At 41.5% G+C, this 18,774-nt stretch carries 15 protein-coding genes and 1 pseudogene; 15 read left to right on the forward strand and 1 reads right to left on the reverse strand.

Translation table 11 applies throughout. The annotated features are described in order from the left end of the window. Window positions 1–36: 36 nt before the first annotated feature. The 15 genes and pseudogenes from ftsZ to rlmKL all read left to right on the forward strand — a co-directional run bounded on the left by ftsZ (window position 37) and on the right by rlmKL (window position 16,310). Window positions 37–1,323, forward strand: coding sequence for a cell division protein FtsZ (ftsZ, locus tag HMPREF9064_RS07030; RefSeq protein WP_006717322.1), 1,287 nt, complete (start codon window positions 37–39; stop codon window positions 1,321–1,323). Between the two features lie 43 nt (window positions 1,324–1,366). Then, window positions 1,367–2,284: a UDP-3-O-acyl-N-acetylglucosamine deacetylase gene (gene lpxC / locus HMPREF9064_RS07025; protein ID WP_006717325.1), complete on the forward strand. Its 918-nt coding sequence runs from the start codon at window positions 1,367–1,369 to the stop codon at window positions 2,282–2,284. 169 nt (window positions 2,285–2,453) lie between these two features. Next, the gene (locus HMPREF9064_RS07020) at window positions 2,454–2,906 is read left to right on the forward strand and encodes a hypothetical protein (protein WP_006717329.1); all 453 of its coding nucleotides are present in this window, start codon (window positions 2,454–2,456) and stop codon (window positions 2,904–2,906) included. Between the two features lie 145 nt (window positions 2,907–3,051). Beyond that, window positions 3,052–4,215, forward strand: a complete 1,164-nt coding sequence (locus HMPREF9064_RS07015) for a chorismate mutase (RefSeq protein WP_006717331.1) — start codon at window positions 3,052–3,054, stop codon at window positions 4,213–4,215. A 133-nt stretch (window positions 4,216–4,348) separates the two neighbouring features. Continuing rightward, on the forward strand, window positions 4,349–6,232 hold the full coding sequence (htpG, locus tag HMPREF9064_RS07010; RefSeq protein ID WP_006717333.1) for a molecular chaperone HtpG: 1,884 nt from the start codon (window positions 4,349–4,351) through the stop codon (window positions 6,230–6,232). A gap of 82 nt (window positions 6,233–6,314) precedes the next feature. Beyond that, window positions 6,315–6,659: an ArsC family reductase gene (locus HMPREF9064_RS07005; protein ID WP_006717336.1), complete on the forward strand. Its 345-nt coding sequence runs from the start codon at window positions 6,315–6,317 to the stop codon at window positions 6,657–6,659. Window positions 6,660–6,849: 190 nt separating this feature from the next. After that, window positions 6,850–7,185: a hypothetical protein gene (locus HMPREF9064_RS09745; RefSeq protein WP_006717337.1), complete on the forward strand. Its 336-nt coding sequence runs from the start codon at window positions 6,850–6,852 to the stop codon at window positions 7,183–7,185. Between the two features lie 85 nt (window positions 7,186–7,270). Beyond that, window positions 7,271–7,720 (forward strand): hypothetical protein, encoded by a 450-nt coding sequence (locus tag HMPREF9064_RS07000; RefSeq protein ID WP_006717339.1) that lies wholly within the window; start codon window positions 7,271–7,273, stop codon window positions 7,718–7,720. Between the two features lie 226 nt (window positions 7,721–7,946). Further along, window positions 7,947–8,201 (forward strand): hypothetical protein, encoded by a 255-nt coding sequence (locus HMPREF9064_RS10080; RefSeq protein WP_314310886.1) that lies wholly within the window; start codon window positions 7,947–7,949, stop codon window positions 8,199–8,201. Between the two features lie 330 nt (window positions 8,202–8,531). Beyond that, window positions 8,532–10,334 (forward strand): annotated as a pseudogene (locus HMPREF9064_RS09620) (TonB-dependent copper receptor); the annotation flags it as partial. A gap of 124 nt (window positions 10,335–10,458) precedes the next feature. Then, entirely contained in the window at window positions 10,459–11,592 is a 1,134-nt protein-coding gene (gene dapE / locus HMPREF9064_RS06990; RefSeq protein ID WP_006717342.1) for a succinyl-diaminopimelate desuccinylase, read from the forward strand. Between the two features lies 1 nt (window position 11,593). Then, complete coding sequence (locus HMPREF9064_RS06985; RefSeq protein WP_006717344.1) at window positions 11,594–12,274, forward strand: M15 family metallopeptidase; 681 nt, start codon at window positions 11,594–11,596, stop codon at window positions 12,272–12,274. 232 nt (window positions 12,275–12,506) lie between these two features. Further along, window positions 12,507–13,130 (forward strand): ADP-ribose diphosphatase, encoded by a 624-nt coding sequence (nudF, locus tag HMPREF9064_RS06980; protein ID WP_006717345.1) that lies wholly within the window; start codon window positions 12,507–12,509, stop codon window positions 13,128–13,130. A gap of 66 nt (window positions 13,131–13,196) precedes the next feature. Then, window positions 13,197–14,024, forward strand: a complete 828-nt coding sequence (gene cpdA, locus HMPREF9064_RS06975; protein WP_006717347.1) for a 3',5'-cyclic-AMP phosphodiesterase — start codon at window positions 13,197–13,199, stop codon at window positions 14,022–14,024. 138 nt (window positions 14,025–14,162) lie between these two features. Then, complete coding sequence (gene rlmKL / locus HMPREF9064_RS06970) at window positions 14,163–16,310, forward strand: bifunctional 23S rRNA (guanine(2069)-N(7))-methyltransferase RlmK/23S rRNA (guanine(2445)-N(2))-methyltransferase RlmL (protein ID WP_006717349.1); 2,148 nt, start codon at window positions 14,163–14,165, stop codon at window positions 16,308–16,310. 99 nt (window positions 16,311–16,409) lie between these two features. Here the strand turns inward: rlmKL and HMPREF9064_RS06965 are convergent, their stop codons facing one another. Then, window positions 16,410–18,659 carry a nitric-oxide reductase large subunit gene (locus HMPREF9064_RS06965; RefSeq protein WP_006717351.1) on the reverse strand — a complete coding sequence of 750 codons (2,250 nt, stop codon included), beginning with the start codon at window positions 18,657–18,659 and terminating at the stop codon, window positions 16,410–16,412. Window positions 18,660–18,774 lie beyond the last annotated feature (115 nt).

The raw sequence follows: 18,774 nt of genomic DNA on the forward strand, positions 1-18,774 counted from the left end.
TGATAATATGTCGGCATTCACGGAGAATAGATAATTATGTTTGAGCCAGTAGAGTACGATCTTGGTGAAATGAGTGGCGCGCTGATTAAAGTTGTCGGTGTTGGTGGTGGCGGTGGTAATGCTATTAACCACATGGTCGCCAGTGTTTTAGAAAAAGAAGTTGGCGGTACTCTAATTGATGAATCCATCATAAATACGGATGAACATGGCAAGATTGAATTTTATTCAGTAAATACTGATGCTCAAGCTCTTCGTAAAAGCCAAGCCCAGCAAACAGTTCAAATTGGAGCAGAAACCACGAAAGGTCTAGGGGCTGGTGCAAACCCTAATGTTGGACGTAAAGCGGCTGAAGATGACCAGGATGCTATTCGTAAGATGCTAGAAGGTGCTGACATGGTATTTATCGCTGCGGGTATGGGGGGGGGTACAGGTACTGGTGCCGCTCCAATTGTTGCTCAAATTGCAAAAGAATTAGGTATTCTTACTGTTGCAGTTGTAACAAAACCGTTTTCCTTTGAAGGTAAAAAACGAATGATGTTCGCTGAAATGGGAATTAAAGAATTATCAAAACATGTAGACTCCTTGATTATCATTCCGAATGAGCAGTTAGCCAAGGTTATGCCTAAAAATGCAACGCTCATGCAAGCATTTTCTGCTGCAAATGATGTTCTACGTAATTCCGTTACTGGCATCTCAGATATGATTACTTCCCCGGGGTTAATTAACGTGGACTTCGCTGACGTGCGAACTGTCATGTCTGAGATGGGACAGGCTATGATCGGTTTTGGCTCTGCCAAAAGTGCGCCTGGAGAAGGTCGTGCAGAAGATGCAGCTAAGATCGCTGTGAAAAGTGATTTATTAGAACGCGTTGATTTGTCCGGCGCAAAAGGTGTGTTAGTCAATATTACTGCTGGAATGGATTTAGGATTATCCGAGTTTTACGCGGTTGGTGATACTGTTAAAGCATTTGCATCTGAAGAGGCGACGGTTGTTATTGGTACGACACTTGTACCAGACATGGTTGATGAAATTCGCGTAACTATTGTAGCAACTGGTATTGGTGAGCCTGACGCACCTGAAATTCAAATTTCACCTCGTCCACAAGTTGCACAAAATTCACAACCAGGACTTCAACCGGTAAATACTTCTTTTGGTGGTTTAGGAACTCGTCCGCAAAGTTATAGTCAAAATTCGCAAGATGAAAATCATCAACAGAATGTTCAAAATCATCGTAGAGATGATTTAGATACCCCAATTACTGAACGCTTGAAAGATACGAATTTATTTAACGTTCAAGGATTTATGCGTAATAACGACAAATAACGACAATTATTTTGTTGTATAACAATACGTTAAGAGACAGATTATGATTAAGCAAAGAACCTTAAAACAAAGCATAAAAGTAACAGGTGTAGGATTACACAGCGGTAACAAAGTGACATTGATTCTACGTCCTGCAATGCCAAATACCGGTGTTGTTTATTGCCGTACTGATTTAAATCCGCCGGTTACATTTCCTGCAAATGCAAATTCAGTGCGTGATACTATGCTTTGTACTTGCTTAGTGAATGAACAAGGTGTGCGCATTTCAACAGTTGAACACCTAAACGCAGCATTAGCGGGTTTGGGTATTGATAATGTGATTATTGAAGTTGATGCACCTGAAATTCCAATTATGGATGGTAGTGCAAGTCCATTTATTTATTTATTGCTTGATGCCGGCATTGAAGAACAGAATGCACCGAAAAAATTCATTCGTATTAAGCAAAAAGTGCGTGTAGAAGACGGTGATAAATGGGCTGAGTTCTCCCCTTATAACGGTTTCCGTTTAGATTTCACTATTGATTTCAACCATCCGGCAATTAGTAAAAATGTACGTAACTATGTGATGGATTTTTCTGCGCAGGCTTTTGTTCAACAAATTAGTCGCGCTAGAACCTTTGGTTTCATGAAAGATATTGAATATCTACAGTCACAAGGTTTAGCTTTAGGCGGTAGCTTGGATAATGCCATTGTGCTTGATGATTACCGCATTTTGAATGAAGACGGTTTACGTTTTAAAGATGAATTAGTTCGTCACAAAATGTTAGATGCCATCGGTGATTTATATATGTGTGGTTATAACATTATTGGTGATTTTAAAGCCTATAAATCAGGTCATGGTTTGAATAATAAATTATTAAGAGCGGTATTAGATAATCAAGAAGCTTGGGAATTTGTCACCTTTGAAGACAAACAACAAGTTCCGGAAGGTTATGTTGCTCCTGCTCAAGTTTTGATTTAAAAAATATTTTCTTAAAAGCTATATTTCAATGAAATATAGCTTTTTTTTATCCTTTAAAAGGCATTTTATTAGTGTGGCTTATAAAAAGTGCGGTCAGAAATTAAAATGTTTTTATTTGTCTTTTGATTTAATGAATACCAATAATCCATAACCTAACAGAGAAAACCAAATGAAAAAATTCTTCTTTCTATTTCTATTAAGCTTATCCAATGTGACTTTTGCAGCAAGTGATATTATTGTTGATGCCGTTACTTGCAAGACATTTGAGGGGAAGGATTTAAAACTCATTTTTGTTCCGGAAAGTCAGTTGTTTAGTTTATCTCTTGATAATGCTGTAGTGGTTGAAACAACAATAGATAAGATTTACCTTCAACCCTATGCAACGCAAAGTACAATATATTTTCCTCCTAAGTCCGCTGATAATCGTTGGTTTCTGGTCAGGGAAGATGATTCGGATAAAACAGGCTATACCAACGTTTCTTTGGAAATTCGTCAAGATCAGAGTGGAAAATTGATTAAACGTTATCAATGTAAAAAAGAAACGATTTCTTCCATGTTGATGGAGTTTTCCGCAGATGGTAGGGAAGTGCCTGAAAATATTGAGAGCCTAATGCATCAATAACAGGCTTAAAGTGCGGTTAAAAATAGCAATGTTTCCTATGCCCATTTCAGAATAAATAAGTCGTTTATGAATGAATACGGGCTTTATTGACATCACTAAATGTGAATAGAGAAAGATGTCCTAGTATTTAAATAAAGGAAAGCTTATGTCATTGGATTTAAGTGAAATTCGACAACAAATTACCCAAATTGATCGCAGTTTATTAAAGCTCCTTTCTGAGCGTCATCGTTTAGCGTTTGATGTTGTTCGTAGCAAGGAACTTACCCAGAAACCGTTGCGTGATGCAGAGCGTGAGGAGCAATTACTACAAGAGTTGGTGCAATTTGCCGAAAATGAAAATTACCAATTAGAACCGCAATACATCACCTCAATTTTCCAAAAAATTATTGAAGATTCGGTGCTGACGCAACAAGTGTATTTGCAGAAAAAACTGAATGCGCAACGTGAACAGAATATTCATATCGCCTTTTTAGGTAAGCGAGGGTCTTATTCTCACTTGGCGGCGCGTAATTATGCTACTCGATATCAAGAAGAATTAGTGGAAATAAGTTGTGCCAGTTTTGATGAGGTTTTTGCTAAAGTACAACATGGTGAAGCCGATTATGGGGTTCTTCCATTAGAAAATACGACATCCGGTGCCATAAACGAAGTTTATGACCTATTGCAGCACACCGATTTGTTTTTGGTAGGTGAATTGGCTTACCCTATTCAACATTGTGTCTTGGTAAATGGGCAAGATGATTTAAGTAAAATCGATACGTTATATAGTCATCCCCAAGTGATTCAGCAATGCAGCCACTTTATTCACGGCTTAGAACGTGTGCATATTGAATATTGCGAAAGTAGCTCGCACGCCATGCAATTAGTTGCAGGCTTGAATAAACCGAATATTGCCGCTTTGGGCAATGAGGATGGTGGTAAGTTATATGGTTTGAACGTGCTGAAGCGTAATGTTGCCAATCAGGAAAATAATATTACACGCTTTATTGTCATTGCCAAAAAGCCGCACAGTGTTTCACCGCAAATCCATACAAAAACCCTATTGTTAATGAGTACGGGGCAGCAGGCGGGCGCTTTGGTCGATGCGTTGTTGGTATTTAAAAAACACCATATCAACATGACAAAATTGGAGTCACGTCCGATTTATGGGAAGCCTTGGGAGGAGATGTTTTATTTGGAAATTGAAGCCAATATTCATCATCCTGATACGCAATCGGCGTTGGAAGAATTAAAACAATTTAGCCACTATCTCAAAATTCTTGGTTGTTATCCTAGCGAAATAGTAAAGCCAACAGCCTTGCCGAAATAAATATCTAAAGAAAGTGCGGTGGAAAAACAGATAAATTTTCCACCGCACTTTTCTTCTTTCCTGCTCTTGAAATTTCACCTTCCGCACTTATATCCATAACGTTTTCAATTTATTCAACATAAGTAGGAAGAATATGAGTACAAATCAAGAAACCCGTGGCTTCCAATCGGAAGTCAAACAACTTCTCCAATTAATGATTCATTCTTTATATTCCAATAAAGAAATTTTCTTGCGCGAGCTGATTTCAAATGCCTCCGATGCGGCGGATAAATTGCGTTTCAAAGCCCTGTCTAATCCGGCTTTATATGAAGGTGACGGCGAATTGCGTGTGCGCGTCAGTTTTGATGCGGATAAAGGCACCCTCACCATCAGCGATAATGGGATTGGGATGACCCGTGAACAGGTTATTGATCATTTGGGCACAATTGCCAAATCCGGAACAAAAGAATTTTTGACCGCACTTGGGCAAGATCAAGCGAAAGACAGTCAGCTTATCGGTCAATTCGGTGTGGGTTTCTATTCGGCGTTTATCGTTGCCGATAAAGTGACGGTGAAAACCCGTGCGGCAGGTGAGGCAACGGATAAAGGCGTGCTTTGGGAATCTGCCGGAGAGGGCGAGTATTCCGTGGCGGATATTGAGAAAAAATCCCGTGGCACTGACGTGATTTTACATTTACGTGAGGACGAAAAAGAATTCTTAAATGAATGGCGTTTGCGTGAAATTATCGGTAAATATTCCGATCATATTGGTTTGCCGGTGGAAATGCTTACCAAAGAATATGATGACGAAGGCAAAGAAATCGGTGAAAAATGGGAAAAAATCAATAAATCGGATGCCCTTTGGACACGTTCTAAAAACGACATTTCCGATGAGGAATACAAAGAGTTTTATAAGCATCTAAGCCATGATTTTGCGGATCCGTTATTGTGGGCGCACAACAAAGTGGAAGGTAACCAAGAGTACACCAGTTTACTTTATGTGCCGTCTAAAGCGCCTTGGGATTTATTCAACCGTGAACATAAACACGGCTTGAAACTCTATGTACAACGCGTGTTTATTATGGATGATGCGGAGCAATTCATGCCGAATTATCTGCGTTTTATGCGTGGGTTAATCGACAGCAATGACTTGCCGTTAAACGTATCCCGTGAAATATTGCAGGACAACAAAACCACGGCAGCGTTACGTAAAGCGTTAACCAAACGTTCATTGCAAATGTTAGAGAAATTGGCGAAAGAGGATGCCGACAAATATCAGCAGTTCTGGAAAGAATTTGGCTTAGTGCTAAAAGAAGGTCCGGCAGAAGATTTTGGTAATAAAGAAACCATTGCGAAATTATTGCGTTTTGCCTCTACCCACAAAGATAGCAGTGAACAAACCGTGTCATTAGAAGACTATGTTGCCCGCATGAAAGAAGGGCAAAAAGCCATCTATTACATCACAGCAGACAGCTATGTAGCGGCCAAAAACAGCCCGCACTTGGAATTATTCAATAAAAAAGGCATTGAAGTCTTATTGCTTTCCGATCGTATTGACGAATGGATGTTAAGCTACTTAACGGAATTTGATGGCAAATCACTTCAAACTATCACGAAAGCCGATTTGGATTTAGGTGATTTGGCGGATAAAGAAGAAAACGAAGCGCAAAAAGAACAAGACAAAGCCTTTGATAGTTTTATTGAGCGCATAAAAACCTTGCTGGGCGAACGCGTGAAAGAAGTGCGTTTAACTCACCGTTTAACGGATACACCGGCAGTAGTTTCCACCGGTAATGACCAAATGACCACGCAAATGGCAAAACTTTTTGCTGCGGCAGGTCAGCCTGTGCCGGAAGTGAAATACACGTTTGAATTAAATCCGGAACATCACTTGGTGAAAAAAGTGGCTGACACTGCCGATGAAGCGGAATTTGCCGATTGGGTGGAATTGTTGTTAGAGCAAGCTATGCTTGCAGAGCGCGGTTCGTTAGAAAATCCGGCGGCGTTTATTAAGCGCATCAATAAGTTATTGAGCTAATCTATTTGTGATTGATTAATGTAATGGTTAAAATCCTCAGTCTGAATAAGATTGAGGATTTTTTATTTTTAGAGGTGAGAATATGATTATTGTTTATGGCATTAAAAACTGCGATACGGTGAAAAAAGCATTGAAGTGGCTAACTGAACATAATATTCAACATAAATTACATGATTATCGTGTGGATGGATTAGATACTCAATTCTTACAACAAGCAGAAGCCCAATTTGGTTGGGAAAATTTAGTCAATAAACGTAGTATGACTTGGCGTAATCTTGATGAAAATGTGAAAAATACACTCTCGAAATCTACCGCACTTTCCGTATTAGCTGAAAATCCAACGTTAATCAAACGCCCGATTATTTTGCAAGATGGTAAGGCATTGATTGGCTTCAACGAAAAAGAATATATTACAGCATTTAAGTAGTATTAAAGTAGAGAATTTATTTTTACTTGTTTATCTACTTATTAGAACTACTAATTTTGATTAAAAAAGGAAATATAAAAATGAATAATGAACAACAAAGTGAACAGCAAAAAGCCATACGACGTTTTTTATTGGGAGTTTTTTTATTGCATTAGTATGCGCTGCCCTCGGTTATTTATTTATTACTTTAATGACTCCCAGCTCAGATGAGGTGGTATTGATATTTTTTTATACTTTTTTTATCGTATTTATACCTAGTGCGATTACAACGTTTGTTTTTTACATCACTCAGGAAAAAGCAAGTAGCTACTATTGTCGGTATTTTTTACTGGCACTTTTGATGCCGTTCTTTTTAATTCCGATCCTGACCACATTATTCGATTTGATTTATTTAAACCGTTGGCATGATGCTATTGATATGCTTGTAGCGAATTATCTAGGGTACAGCATTCCTTGTGGTATATTAGGAGTAGCTCAACTGGTGTTAGCACAAGCGTGTTTTATAAAAATATGGGACGCACAGTAACCGCTTAACCTTATTCTTTATTAAAGCTGGAGGTTTTTTTTCTGCTTATTGGAGTTATTAATTTTATTTGAAAGGAAATATAAAAATGAATAATGAACAAAAAAGTGAACAGCAAAAAGCTATACGACGTTTTTTTATTGGGAGTTTTTTTATTGCATTAGTATGCGCAGTCGTCGTTGATTTATTTCTTGCTTCAATGGATGGCAGCTCATCAGATGACGTGGTATGGGTATTTTTTTATACTTTTTTTATCGTATTTATACCTAGTGCGATTACAACGTTTGTTTTTTACATCACTCAGGAAAAAGCAAGTAGCTACTATTCGCGGTATTTGGTACTGGCACTTTTGATGCCGCCCTTTTTAATTCCGATCCTGGCCACATTATTCGATTTGATTTATTTAAACAGTTGGCATGATGCTATTGATACGCTTGTAGAGTATTATCTAACGCACGGTATTTTGGCTTGTATATTGGGAGTAGTTCAACTGGTATTAGCACAAGCGTGTTTTATAAAAATATGGGACGCACAGTAACCGCTTAACCTTATTCTTTATTGAAGCTGGAGGCTTTCTTATCTGCTTATTAGAGCTATTCATTTTATTTGAAAGGAAATATAAAGATGAATAATGCATTACAAAAGGCTATACCGCGTTTTTTATTGGGAGCTTTTTTATTGCATTATTATGTGCAGTCATTATTTCTGAATTTGTTGGAGAGGCATTTTTTCTTTCTTTTCTTATTTCATTTATACCTGGGGTGATGGCAACACTTATCTTTTTTGTTACTCGAGAAAAAGCAAGTCGCTATTATGGGCGGTATTTATTGGTGGCATTTTTTATACCTTTTTTAATCCCTATTATCGTCGGATTATCTTTGCATTTTGTTGATTTAAACTGGAATAGCACTATTGATACAATTATAGGCACTTATTTTTTATTAGGCCTTCCTTGTACTATTTTGGGGATAGTTCAATTGGTGCTGGCAGTAGTATGTTTACCAGAAATGCATAAGTAAATAGTCATCTTTTAACCTTGCCTTTTGTTCTTAATAAGAATAAGATTCATTACAGTATTGTTACAATCTCAATCATTGATGTGATAAATGTTTCATAACTGTTGGTATTTGTTTGAAAGATTTTATGTGGTTGAATTGTGGTTTTTATGACTCAAGTGCCAAAACAAGGGATTGATTATGCATAACAAATCTTATTTTGCCCTTCTTCCTCTTCCGTTCTTTTTATCCAATGCGTTTGCGGAGGAGCCTCAATTTACCACCTCACTTGCTCCGATTGTTGTGACCGGTGTGTAGCAAAAGAGTGCGAATACGGTAAAACTTAACCCTAAAACGACGCTTCAACCTTTGCCGGCTGGTGATGGGGCAGATTTATTGCAATCCGTTGCAAATATGAGTGTGATTCGTAAAGGCGGGAGTTCCGGTGACCCCTTATTTCGGGGATTGGGTGGCTCCCGTTTGAGTATTCAGGCGGATGATCAATTTATTCATGGTGGTTGTAGCAACCGAATGGATCCACCTACAGCATATATTTTCCCATCGGCTTATGATGAAGTGGTGGTGACTAAAGGACCACAAACGGTGACACAAGGGACGGGGTTGGTTGCAGGCGCGGTGCGTTTTGTGCGGAAAGAACCTGAATTTGATACGCAAAACACTTATTTAAACGGCAGCCTAACCCTTGGCGGAAATAAACGTCATGATGCTTATTTTGATGCGATGGCCGGCGGTAAATACGGTTATTTACGTACCAGTGTGTCACATAATGAAGCCGGCAATTACAAAGATGGTGACGGTAATCGCATTCATTCTTCCTTTGAACGTCGTAACCAAATGCTACAACTTGGCCTTACTCCGACAGAAAATACATTGCTGACAGGAACCTATGAGCGTAGCCGAGGTGAAGCGGCTTATGCGGATCGTATGATGGACGGCAGTAAATTTGACCGCGATGCATGGAATGTGCGTTTTGTGCAACGTAATATTGCGCCATGGTTTACTGAGCTTGAGTTGCGCTACGGTCAAAGCAAGATCGATCATGTGATGGATACTTATAGCTTGCGCTATTTGCGCATGATGGGAAGCCAAGTCAAAAAAGCAATGAATCCAAAACGTGAAACAGACACCGGACACCTAAAAGCGACCTTTGATTGGCCGGATATTAATTTGCAGACCGGAATTGATTATATGCGCGACAAACACCTTGCTCGCATGGAAATGCACGGTGAAGGCTATACGCATAAACCTTATCAGCCGCAACAAAACTTCACCCAATGGGGCGGATTTGCAGAAGGGGCATGGACGGTTAATGATAGCCGTAAGTTCATAGCAGGTTATCGTTATGATGAAGTGAAGGCGGAATACGATACCTTGATGGCAAATCATCCGAATAAAAAACGCACCTATGATTTACACGCGGGTTTCTTCCGTTGGGAAGAAGAAATCAATGGCATTAAATATTATGCCGGTTTAGGCGTTGCCGAGCGTGCGCCGGATTATTGGGAGCGTCGTGTAAGCCAAGTGTTGAATAAAGAACAGAATCGTCAAATTGATACGGGACTGATTTGGAAAAATGATGTTTTTGATCTTTCCCTCTCGTTTTTTGGCAGTGATGTGCATAATTTTATTATGTTAGAAAGCATAAATAACAATGCGACAGCCCGCAATGTGAAAGCGACCCGTTTAGGCGGTGAGGTTGAGGGTAAATGGAAATTTGCCGAACATTGGGAAATCGGCAGTAGCCTTGCTTACACCTACGGTAAAAACCGTACCGATGATCGCCCGCTGGCTCAAACGCCTCCGTTAGAATGGAAAAACTCATTAACTTGGGATAACGACACCTTGAGCGTAGGTTTGTTATGGCGAGTGGTTTCTGCCCAAAAACGCTATGCCGAAGGGCAAGGTAATATTGTTGGGCAAGACATTGGCCCATCAGCCGGATTTGGCACATTGTCCTTAAACGCAGGATGGAAGATTAACAAATATGTGACTTTACAGGGCGGTATTGATAATCTCTTTGATAAATCCTATGCCGAATTCGTCAGCAAAGGTGCCGATCCTTCTGCAGGGGTACAAACCACGCGGGTAAATGAACCGGGCCGTCAATATTGGATGCGGCTACAAGTGCAATTTTGATGTTGCAAAAATAACAAAATGGATAGCCAAGCTATCCATTTTTTGTTCAATAAGATTTGAATAAAAAAGAAATTTTGTTAAATTACACCGCACTTTTACTTATTCAGCCAATTTCCTCAATGCTATGAAACACCATATTATTCAATTATCTCAATCGCTTATCCGCCGACCCTCGATCAGCCCGAATGACGAAGGCTGTCAGCAACTCATTGCCGAACGTTTAGAAAAATTAGGTTTCCACATTGAATGGATGCCTTTTAACGACACCTTAAATTTGTGGGCAAAGCATGGTTCTGGTGAGCCAGTGATTGCCTTTGCCGGGCATACGGATGTGGTGCCAACAGGGGATGAAAGCCAATGGACTTATCCACCGTTTTCTGCCGAAATTGTGGATGGCATGCTTTATGGACGTGGTGCGGCTGATATGAAAGGCTCATTAGCTGCGATGATTGTGGCGGTGGAAGAGTATGTGAAAGCCAATCCAAACCATGAAGGAACAATCGCTTTATTAATTACTTCAGATGAAGAAGCTACAGCGAAAGACGGCACGGTGCGTGTGGTAGAAAGCTTAATGGCGCGCGGTGAGAAAATCACGTATTGCATGGTGGGCGAGCCGTCCAGTTCGAAAATTTTGGGCGATGTGGTCAAAAATGGTCGTCGCGGTTCGATTACAGGCAACCTCTATATTCAAGGCGTTCAAGGCCATGTGGCATATCCGCATTTGGCGGAAAATCCGATTCATAAAGCCGCGCCATTCCTACAAGAGTTGACAACCTATCAGTGGGATAACGGCAATGAATTTTTCCCGCCGACCAGTTTGCAAATCGCTAATATTCATGCCGGTACGGGCAGCAATAACGTGATTCCGGGCGAGCTTTACGTGCAATTTAATTTGCGTTATTGCACGGAAGTCACCGATGAAATCATCAAGCAAAAAGTCGCTGAAATGCTGGAAAAACATGGGTTGAAATACCGCATGGAATGGAATCTTTCCGGCAAACCGTTTTTAACCAAACCGGGTAAATTATTAGATGCGTTAACTGCAGCTATCGAGCAAACCACAGGCATTACACCACAAGCGGAAACCGGTGGTGGTACCTCTGATGGGCGCTTTATTGCGTTGATGGGCGCAGAAGTGGTGGAATTTGGGCCGCTTAACGCGACCATTCATAAAGTGAATGAATGTGTAAGTGTGGATGATCTCGCTAAGTGCGGTCAGATTTATCATCAAATGTTAGTCAATTTATTGGGCAAATAAGATGAAATTAACCCCTGACATGTTGACCGGCAAATCGCGAGAACATTTGGTGCATTTGCCGACACTGCATTCGACTCATCATTTTTTGCAGGCGCAGGCAATGAAAGCCTTTCAAGGGCTGCAACAAAGTGCGGTCAAAAATGGCTTTAATTTACAACCCGCCAGCAGCTTTCGTGATTTTGCGCGCCAACAACTTATTTGGAACGGCAAATTTAGCGGTGAACGCAAAGTGCATGATGATGCAGGTAATGCGTTAGATTTGACCCACTTGGACGATTGGCAAAAAGCGCAAGCTATTTTACGTTGGTCGGCGTTACCGGGGGCGAGTCGCCATCATTGGGGTACGGAAATTGACATTTTCGATCCTGATCTTTTGCCTCAAGGTCAACCCTTACAGCTTGAGCCTTGGGAATATGAAAAAGGCGGTTATTTCTTTGAACTGAGTGAATTTCTCACTGAAAATCTACCGCACTTTGATTTTAGTTTGCCTTTTATGCAAATGCCGGCAGAGAAAAAAATCGGGCGTGAACCTTGGCATATCAGCTACATACCATTGGCGGAGAAAGCAAAACAACTTTTTTCTGCGGAGGTGTTGCTACAGGCATGGGAAAAAGAAGAAATTGCTGGCAAGGCTACATTACAGCAGCATTTGCCTCAAATTTTTGAACAGTATTTTGTATAGATTGATTAAAAAGTGCGGTGTGTTTTTAGTGAACTTTTCAGCAGTAAAAAATACGTTAAAAACACACCGCACTTTTTTTGATTTATGTGTTGTTACATTTCTATCACATCTCTTTTCTTCTCTTAGACTTTTGTGAGCTACTTCAAAAATCCGGAAATTTTACAAAGAATTACATTTTTTTTGTACTGAATGAAAGTATCCTACTCGCTAGCTGTAATTTAGGGAGATAAAGATGTATCAGTTTCAGCAGTTTACTCAAAAAGATATTGAAATTTTGAAGGATGAAACGATTTATCAAGGTTTTTTTAAGCTAAATAAAGTTCAATTCAAACATAAACTTTTTGCCGGCGGTTGGAGCGGCACGGTGACCCGTGAATTGCTCGTCAAAGGTGCTGCCTCTGCTATGGTTGCCTACGACCCAGTGTTAGATAACGTAGTGTTGGTGGAGCAGGTGCGTATCGGTGCTTATGATCCAACGTCAACTCAATCACCTTGGCTGTTAGAGCTCATTGCCGGCATGGTCGAGGAAGGCGAAACACCGGAATCCGTGGCATTACGAGAAAGTGAAGAAGAAGCCGGCGCGAAGATTTCTCATATGCAACATTGTTTGAGCGTATGGGATAGCCCGGGTGGCGTGCTGGAGCGTATTCACGTTTTTGTCGGTAAAGTGGATAGCACCACAGTCGGCGGATTACACGGTTTAGCAGAAGAGAATGAAGATATTCGTGTTCATGTCGTGAGTAGGGAAACAGCATATCAATGGCTTTGTGAGGGTAAAATTGATAATGGCATTGCGGTAATCGGATTACAATGGCTAGAGTTAAATTACCGAAAATTGAAAGAGCAATGGCTGTAAGCATTTTATTATCTGACGACATAGGTAATTTAGACTAAGTTTAATATTAAGTAGTAGGAGTTTACTTTGTTAAATACCTATCAATATAACACCCAACAAGACGTGTTCCGTATTGTTCAAATTACGGATCCGCATCTTTTTAAAGATACTAACGGTGAATTGTTGGGCATCAATACGCAAGCAAGTTTTTCCCAAGTTTTAAGTGAAATTCAACAACAGCAATACGACTATGATCTTGTGTTAGCAACGGGCGATTTAGTACAGGATAATAGTGATGAGGGCTACTTGCGTTTTCGTCAAGACGTGAAAGCGCTCAACAACAAAATGGTCTTTTGGATCCCCGGGAATCATGATTTTCAGCCGAAAATGTTTGAAATCCTAAAAGAAGAGACTGTCAGCGCGAAAAAACATATTTTGTTAGGGGATAAGTGGCAAATTTTGCTTTTGGATAGCCAAGTGCAGGGCGTGCCACACGGACAATTAGAAGCGGAAGAGCTGGATTGGTTAAAGCTAAAATTGCAGGAATATCCTGAACGCTATTCTTTGGTCGTATTGCATCATCACCTTCTTTCCACAGGTTCTGCTTGGTTGGATCAACATAACTTACGTAATGCCAATGAATTGGCGGAAGTATTAGCGCCATTTAAGCATGTCAAAGCCCTACTATACGGACACATTCACCAACAAGTGGATAGTGAATGGCTTGGTTATCAAGTGATGGCAACGCCTTCTACGTGTATTCAATTTAAAGCGGACAGCAACACTTTTGCACTGGATGTTGCTCAGCCCGGCTGGCGCGAAATAGATTTACATGCTGACGGGCATATTGAAACCCGTGTAAAACGTATTCAACAGGCATCTTTTTTACCGAATATGCAGGTTGAAGGTTATTGATCGTTGAAAAGTGCGGTCATTTTTTAAAGGGGATTTTTAATCCCCTTTATTTTTTATTAGAATCCACCGCACTTCAACGCACTTAGTCGCTTAAAACTGCTATAATTCCCGCCAATTTTTTCCAACCATTGAGACCTTATGAAACAACTTTTTGCCACCACAGCCCGTGGGTTTGAAGAGCTTCTGAAATCCGAATTAACCGAGTTAGGTGCACAGGATGCCAAAGTCGCGCAAGGCGGCGTGCATTATTGGGCAGATGACGAAACCCTGTATCGCACTTTGCTTTGGAGCCGCTTGAGTTCACGTATTTTATTGCCTATCGTGCAAGCTAAAGTCTTTAGCGATTTGGACTTATATTCCGCTGTGGTGGGCGTGAATTGGTTGGATTATTTTGATGAAAAAGTCCATTTTTTCGTGGATTTTAATGGTACGAACCAAGAAATTCGCCATACCCAATTTGGCGCGATGCGTGTGAAAGACGGCATTGTGGATTATTTTGAACGCCATGGTCTAGCCCGTCCAAACGTGGATAAAGAACAACCGGATATTCGTATTCATGCGTATTTGAATCGTGATGACGTGGTGCTGTCGCTTGATTTAAGCGGCGATGCGTTGCACATGCGCGGTTATCGTGAAGACACCGGCAAAGCGCCGTTGCGTGAAACCTTGGCGGCCGCGATTGTGTTGCGTTCCGGTTGGCAAAAAGGTACGCCGTTGGTGGACCCGATGTGCGGTTCGGGTACGCTATTGATTGAAGCGGCACAAATGGAAGCGCAAATCGCACCGCAATTATATCGTCTGCATTGGGGCTTTAATTTTTGGCAGGGGCATAATCAGGTAGCGTGGGAAAAGGTGAAAGAAGAGGCTTTAGCCTTGGCGGAAGCCGAAAAACAACGTGAAAATCCACCGCACTTTTATGGTTTCGATTTGGATCATCGCGTGTTGCAAAAAGCCAAACAAAACGCTAAAAATGCGGGCGTGGCGCATTTGATGCAATGGCAACAGGGCGATGTGGCGGCGATAAAAAATCCAAGTCCGAACGTAGCAGGCACGGTGATTTGTAATCCGCCGTACGGCGAACGTTTAGACACAACGCCGGCGCTGATTGCCTTGTATTCTGTGTTTGGCCAACGCTTGAAACAACAATTTGCCGGCTGGAACGCATCTATTTTCAGTGGTGAGCCAAGTCTATTGGATTGCTTGCGCTTACGTTCTCATCGTCAGTTTAAAGCGAAAAACGGCCCGTTAGATTGTGTTCAGAAAAATTATCAAATAGCCGAGCGCGCAGAGCAAAGTGCAGTAGAAAATGCCCTAGAATTTGACCGCACTTCTTCGGTAACGTCTGAAGTCGCGCTGGATTTCGCTAATCGCCTGCAAAAAAATATCAAGAAAATTGAGAAATGGGCGAAGCAGCAAGGGCTAGACGCGTATCGCTTATATGATGCGGATTTGCCGGAATACAATTTGGCAGTGGATCGTTATGCCGATCACATTGTGGTGCAGGAATATGCTGCGCCGAAAAATATTGATGAAAATAAAGCCCGCCAACGGTTGTTGGATGCGGTGAATGCCATCTTGCAAGTGACCGGCATTGAAACCAATAAGTTGATTCTGAAAGTGCGCCAAAAACAAAAAGGCACCAATCAATATGAAAAATTGGCGAACAAAGGCGAGTATTTTTATGTGAACGAATACGGCGCGAAATTGTGGGTGAATTTAACGGATTATTTGGATACCGGCTTGTTTTTGGATCACCGCCTGACCCGTAAAATGCTCGGCGAAATGTCGCAAGGCAAGGATTTCCTCAATTTGTTTGCTTACACCGGTTCGGCAACGGTACATGCGGCGCTCGGCAAGGCAAAATCTACCACTACCGTGGATATGTCGAATACCTATCTCAACTGGGCGGAACAGAATTTGTTGTTGAACGACATTGAAGGTAAACAACACAAACTGATTCAAGCGGATTGCTTGCAGTGGTTAGAAAAATGCGATCGTCAGTTTGATTTGATTTTTGTTGACCCGCCGACATTCTCCAATTCCAAACGCATGGAAGACAGTTGGGACGTGCAACGGGATCATATTAAGTTGATGACAAATTTAAAACGCATTCTGCGCCCGAACGGCACCATTGTGTTCTCTAACAACAAACGCGGTTTCAAAATGGATTTTGCTAAGTTGGAAGAATTAGGTTTAAGTGCGGTGGAAATTTCTCACAAAACCTTGCCGTTGGACTTTGAACGCAATAAGCAAATTCATAATTGTTGGCTGGTGACGTTGAAATAAGAAAACAAAATAGGGCAGAAATTCCGCCCTATTTTTGTATCTCTTTGTATGAAAAGCTGCTGATTTTAAATCAGCAGCTTTGTTTTTTGCTCAATTTACTTAATTGGCAATATGTTTTGGTTTGAAGAAAACCATGGTGAAAATTTGCCAGAAGAATGCAAGCGCACCAAAGATGAATACAACGTCACCCACTAAACGTACCCAGCGTAAGGTGTCGAATAACGGTTGTTGCATGAATTCTTCACTGCGGGCATACCATAAACCTTCAGAGATACTCGCGTAACCTTGAATGATACCGATTGGTAATAGGCTGGAGACGATCATTAAGACCAACCCGCTGTTAAGCAACCAAAAGCCCCATTTCATCAATTTGTCGTTGAATGGTGTGTTTGGACGTAAGTAACGTGCGATTAAGAACACGAAACCTAATGCCAAGAAACCATATACCCCGAACAATGCCGCGTGGGCATGTACTGCGGTAGTGTTTAAACCTTGGATATAGTAGAGGGAAATCGGTGGGTTGATTAAGAAACCAAACACACCCGCACCCAACATATTCCAGAAGGCAACGGCAACGAAGCAGTAGATAGGCCATTTTAAGCGATCCATCCATGGTGCTTTTTGTTTCATTTCCCAGTGTTCCCAGGCTTCATGGCCAAGTAAAACTAATGGCACAACTTCAAGTGCGGAGAAGGAGGCACCTACAGCGATAATTGGCGTTGTCGCACCGGCGAAGTATAAGTGGTGGAAGGTTCCCGGAATACCGCCAATTAAGAACAATGCCGCTTCGGTGATGGTTGCCACAGTCGCTGTGCGACGGGAAACTAAACCTAAACTTACGAAGATGAAGGACAGTGCCGCTACGGAGAATACTTCAAAGAAGCCTTCTACCCAAAGGTGAACTACCCACCAACGCCAGTATTCCATCACAGATAAGTGTGTGTGTTCGCCGTAGAATAACGCCGGGCCATAGAATAAGCCGATGGCGATAACGGAGGCGAAGAACAAGGCAAGTAAGTTTTTGTCGCCCGGTTGTTTGAACGCATTCACGGTACCGCGTAGCATTAAGACCAACCAGAATAAGATACCTGCGAATTTCACTGCTTGCCAGAAACGACCTAAGTCGATGAATTCATAACCTTGGTGACCGAACAAGAAGCTCCATTCTTCAGGGATGATGTGCGCGATGGCCAAATAGCTACCGGTGAAGGAGCCTACTACTAAGACAACCAATGCCCAGAAGAGAACATCTACGCCAAGTTTTTGGTATTTCGGATCTTTACCGCCGTTGATAATCGGTGCAAGGAATAAACCACCAGCCAAGAATGCCATGGCGATCCAGAATAACGCCGCTTGAATGTGCCATGTACGTACTAAAGAATATGGAAGATATTGGGAAATATCTAAACCATAGAATTCCTGACCTTCAACCGTGTAGTGCGCCACAACGGCACCTAAGTTCACTTGCACGAAGAAAAGCGCAAGTACGGTAAACAAATATTTACCTAAGGCTTTTTGCGATGGCGTTAATTGCAATTTAGTTAGCGGGTCAACTTCCGGGGAAATCGGGTCTTTTTCATCTTCACGACGCTTAAATGACCAAATCCACACCACGAAACCGATACCGGCAATGAGGAAGACGATACTGGCGATAGACCACATGACGTTTTCCGGTGTCGGCACGTTATTGATTAACGGCTCATGCGGCCAGTTGTTGGTGTAAGTGGCATGGGTATTCGGACGCTCTGCAGAGGCAGTCCATGCTGTCCAGAAGAAGAATTTCGCTAAATCTTGACGAGCTTCTAAGCTCGGCAAGGTATTGTCTTTCATGGCGAAGTGTTCACGCGTTGCTTTGCTCGCGGGATCATCACCATATAAAGAAATATAGTATTGCGCCGTTTTATCGATTGCCGCTAAACGGTTGGCGGAAAGCACTACGGTGCCATTTTCATCAACTTTACTGCCGCGGTATTCTTTGGTTAAACGGCTTTTTAAGATAGTTTGTTGGTCATCATTTAAATCGGCGAAGTTTTTGCCGTATTCTTGATTTGCAACAATGTCTAGCCAGTTGGTTAATTCACGGTGTAGCCAGTCGGCGGTCCAGTCCGGTGCTTGATATGCGCCATGGCCCCAAACGGAACCTAATTGCATACCACCGGTGGTTTGCCAAGCGGTTTGACCGTGTAAAATATTGTCATGTGTGATAACCGGTTCGCCTTGTTCCGTCACGTATTGTTTCGGAATTGGCGGAGCTTCACGATAGATTTCAAACCCGTAGTAACCGAGAATAGAGAACGCTCCTATTAACACGGCAACTAACAGGAACCAGAACTTCTTATATTGTCCCATTTGATCACTCCTTGAGAAAATTAGAGGTAGATAACTTAATTATTTGTGTCAGACACATTCAGATTTTACGATTGAAAGTAAAATACCTGACTAATTATATCGGATTTAAAGAGGC

Origin of the sequence: Aggregatibacter segnis ATCC 33393 (assembly GCF_000185305.1) — a bacterium.
Lineage (GTDB): Bacteria > Pseudomonadota > Gammaproteobacteria > Enterobacterales > Pasteurellaceae > Aggregatibacter > Aggregatibacter segnis.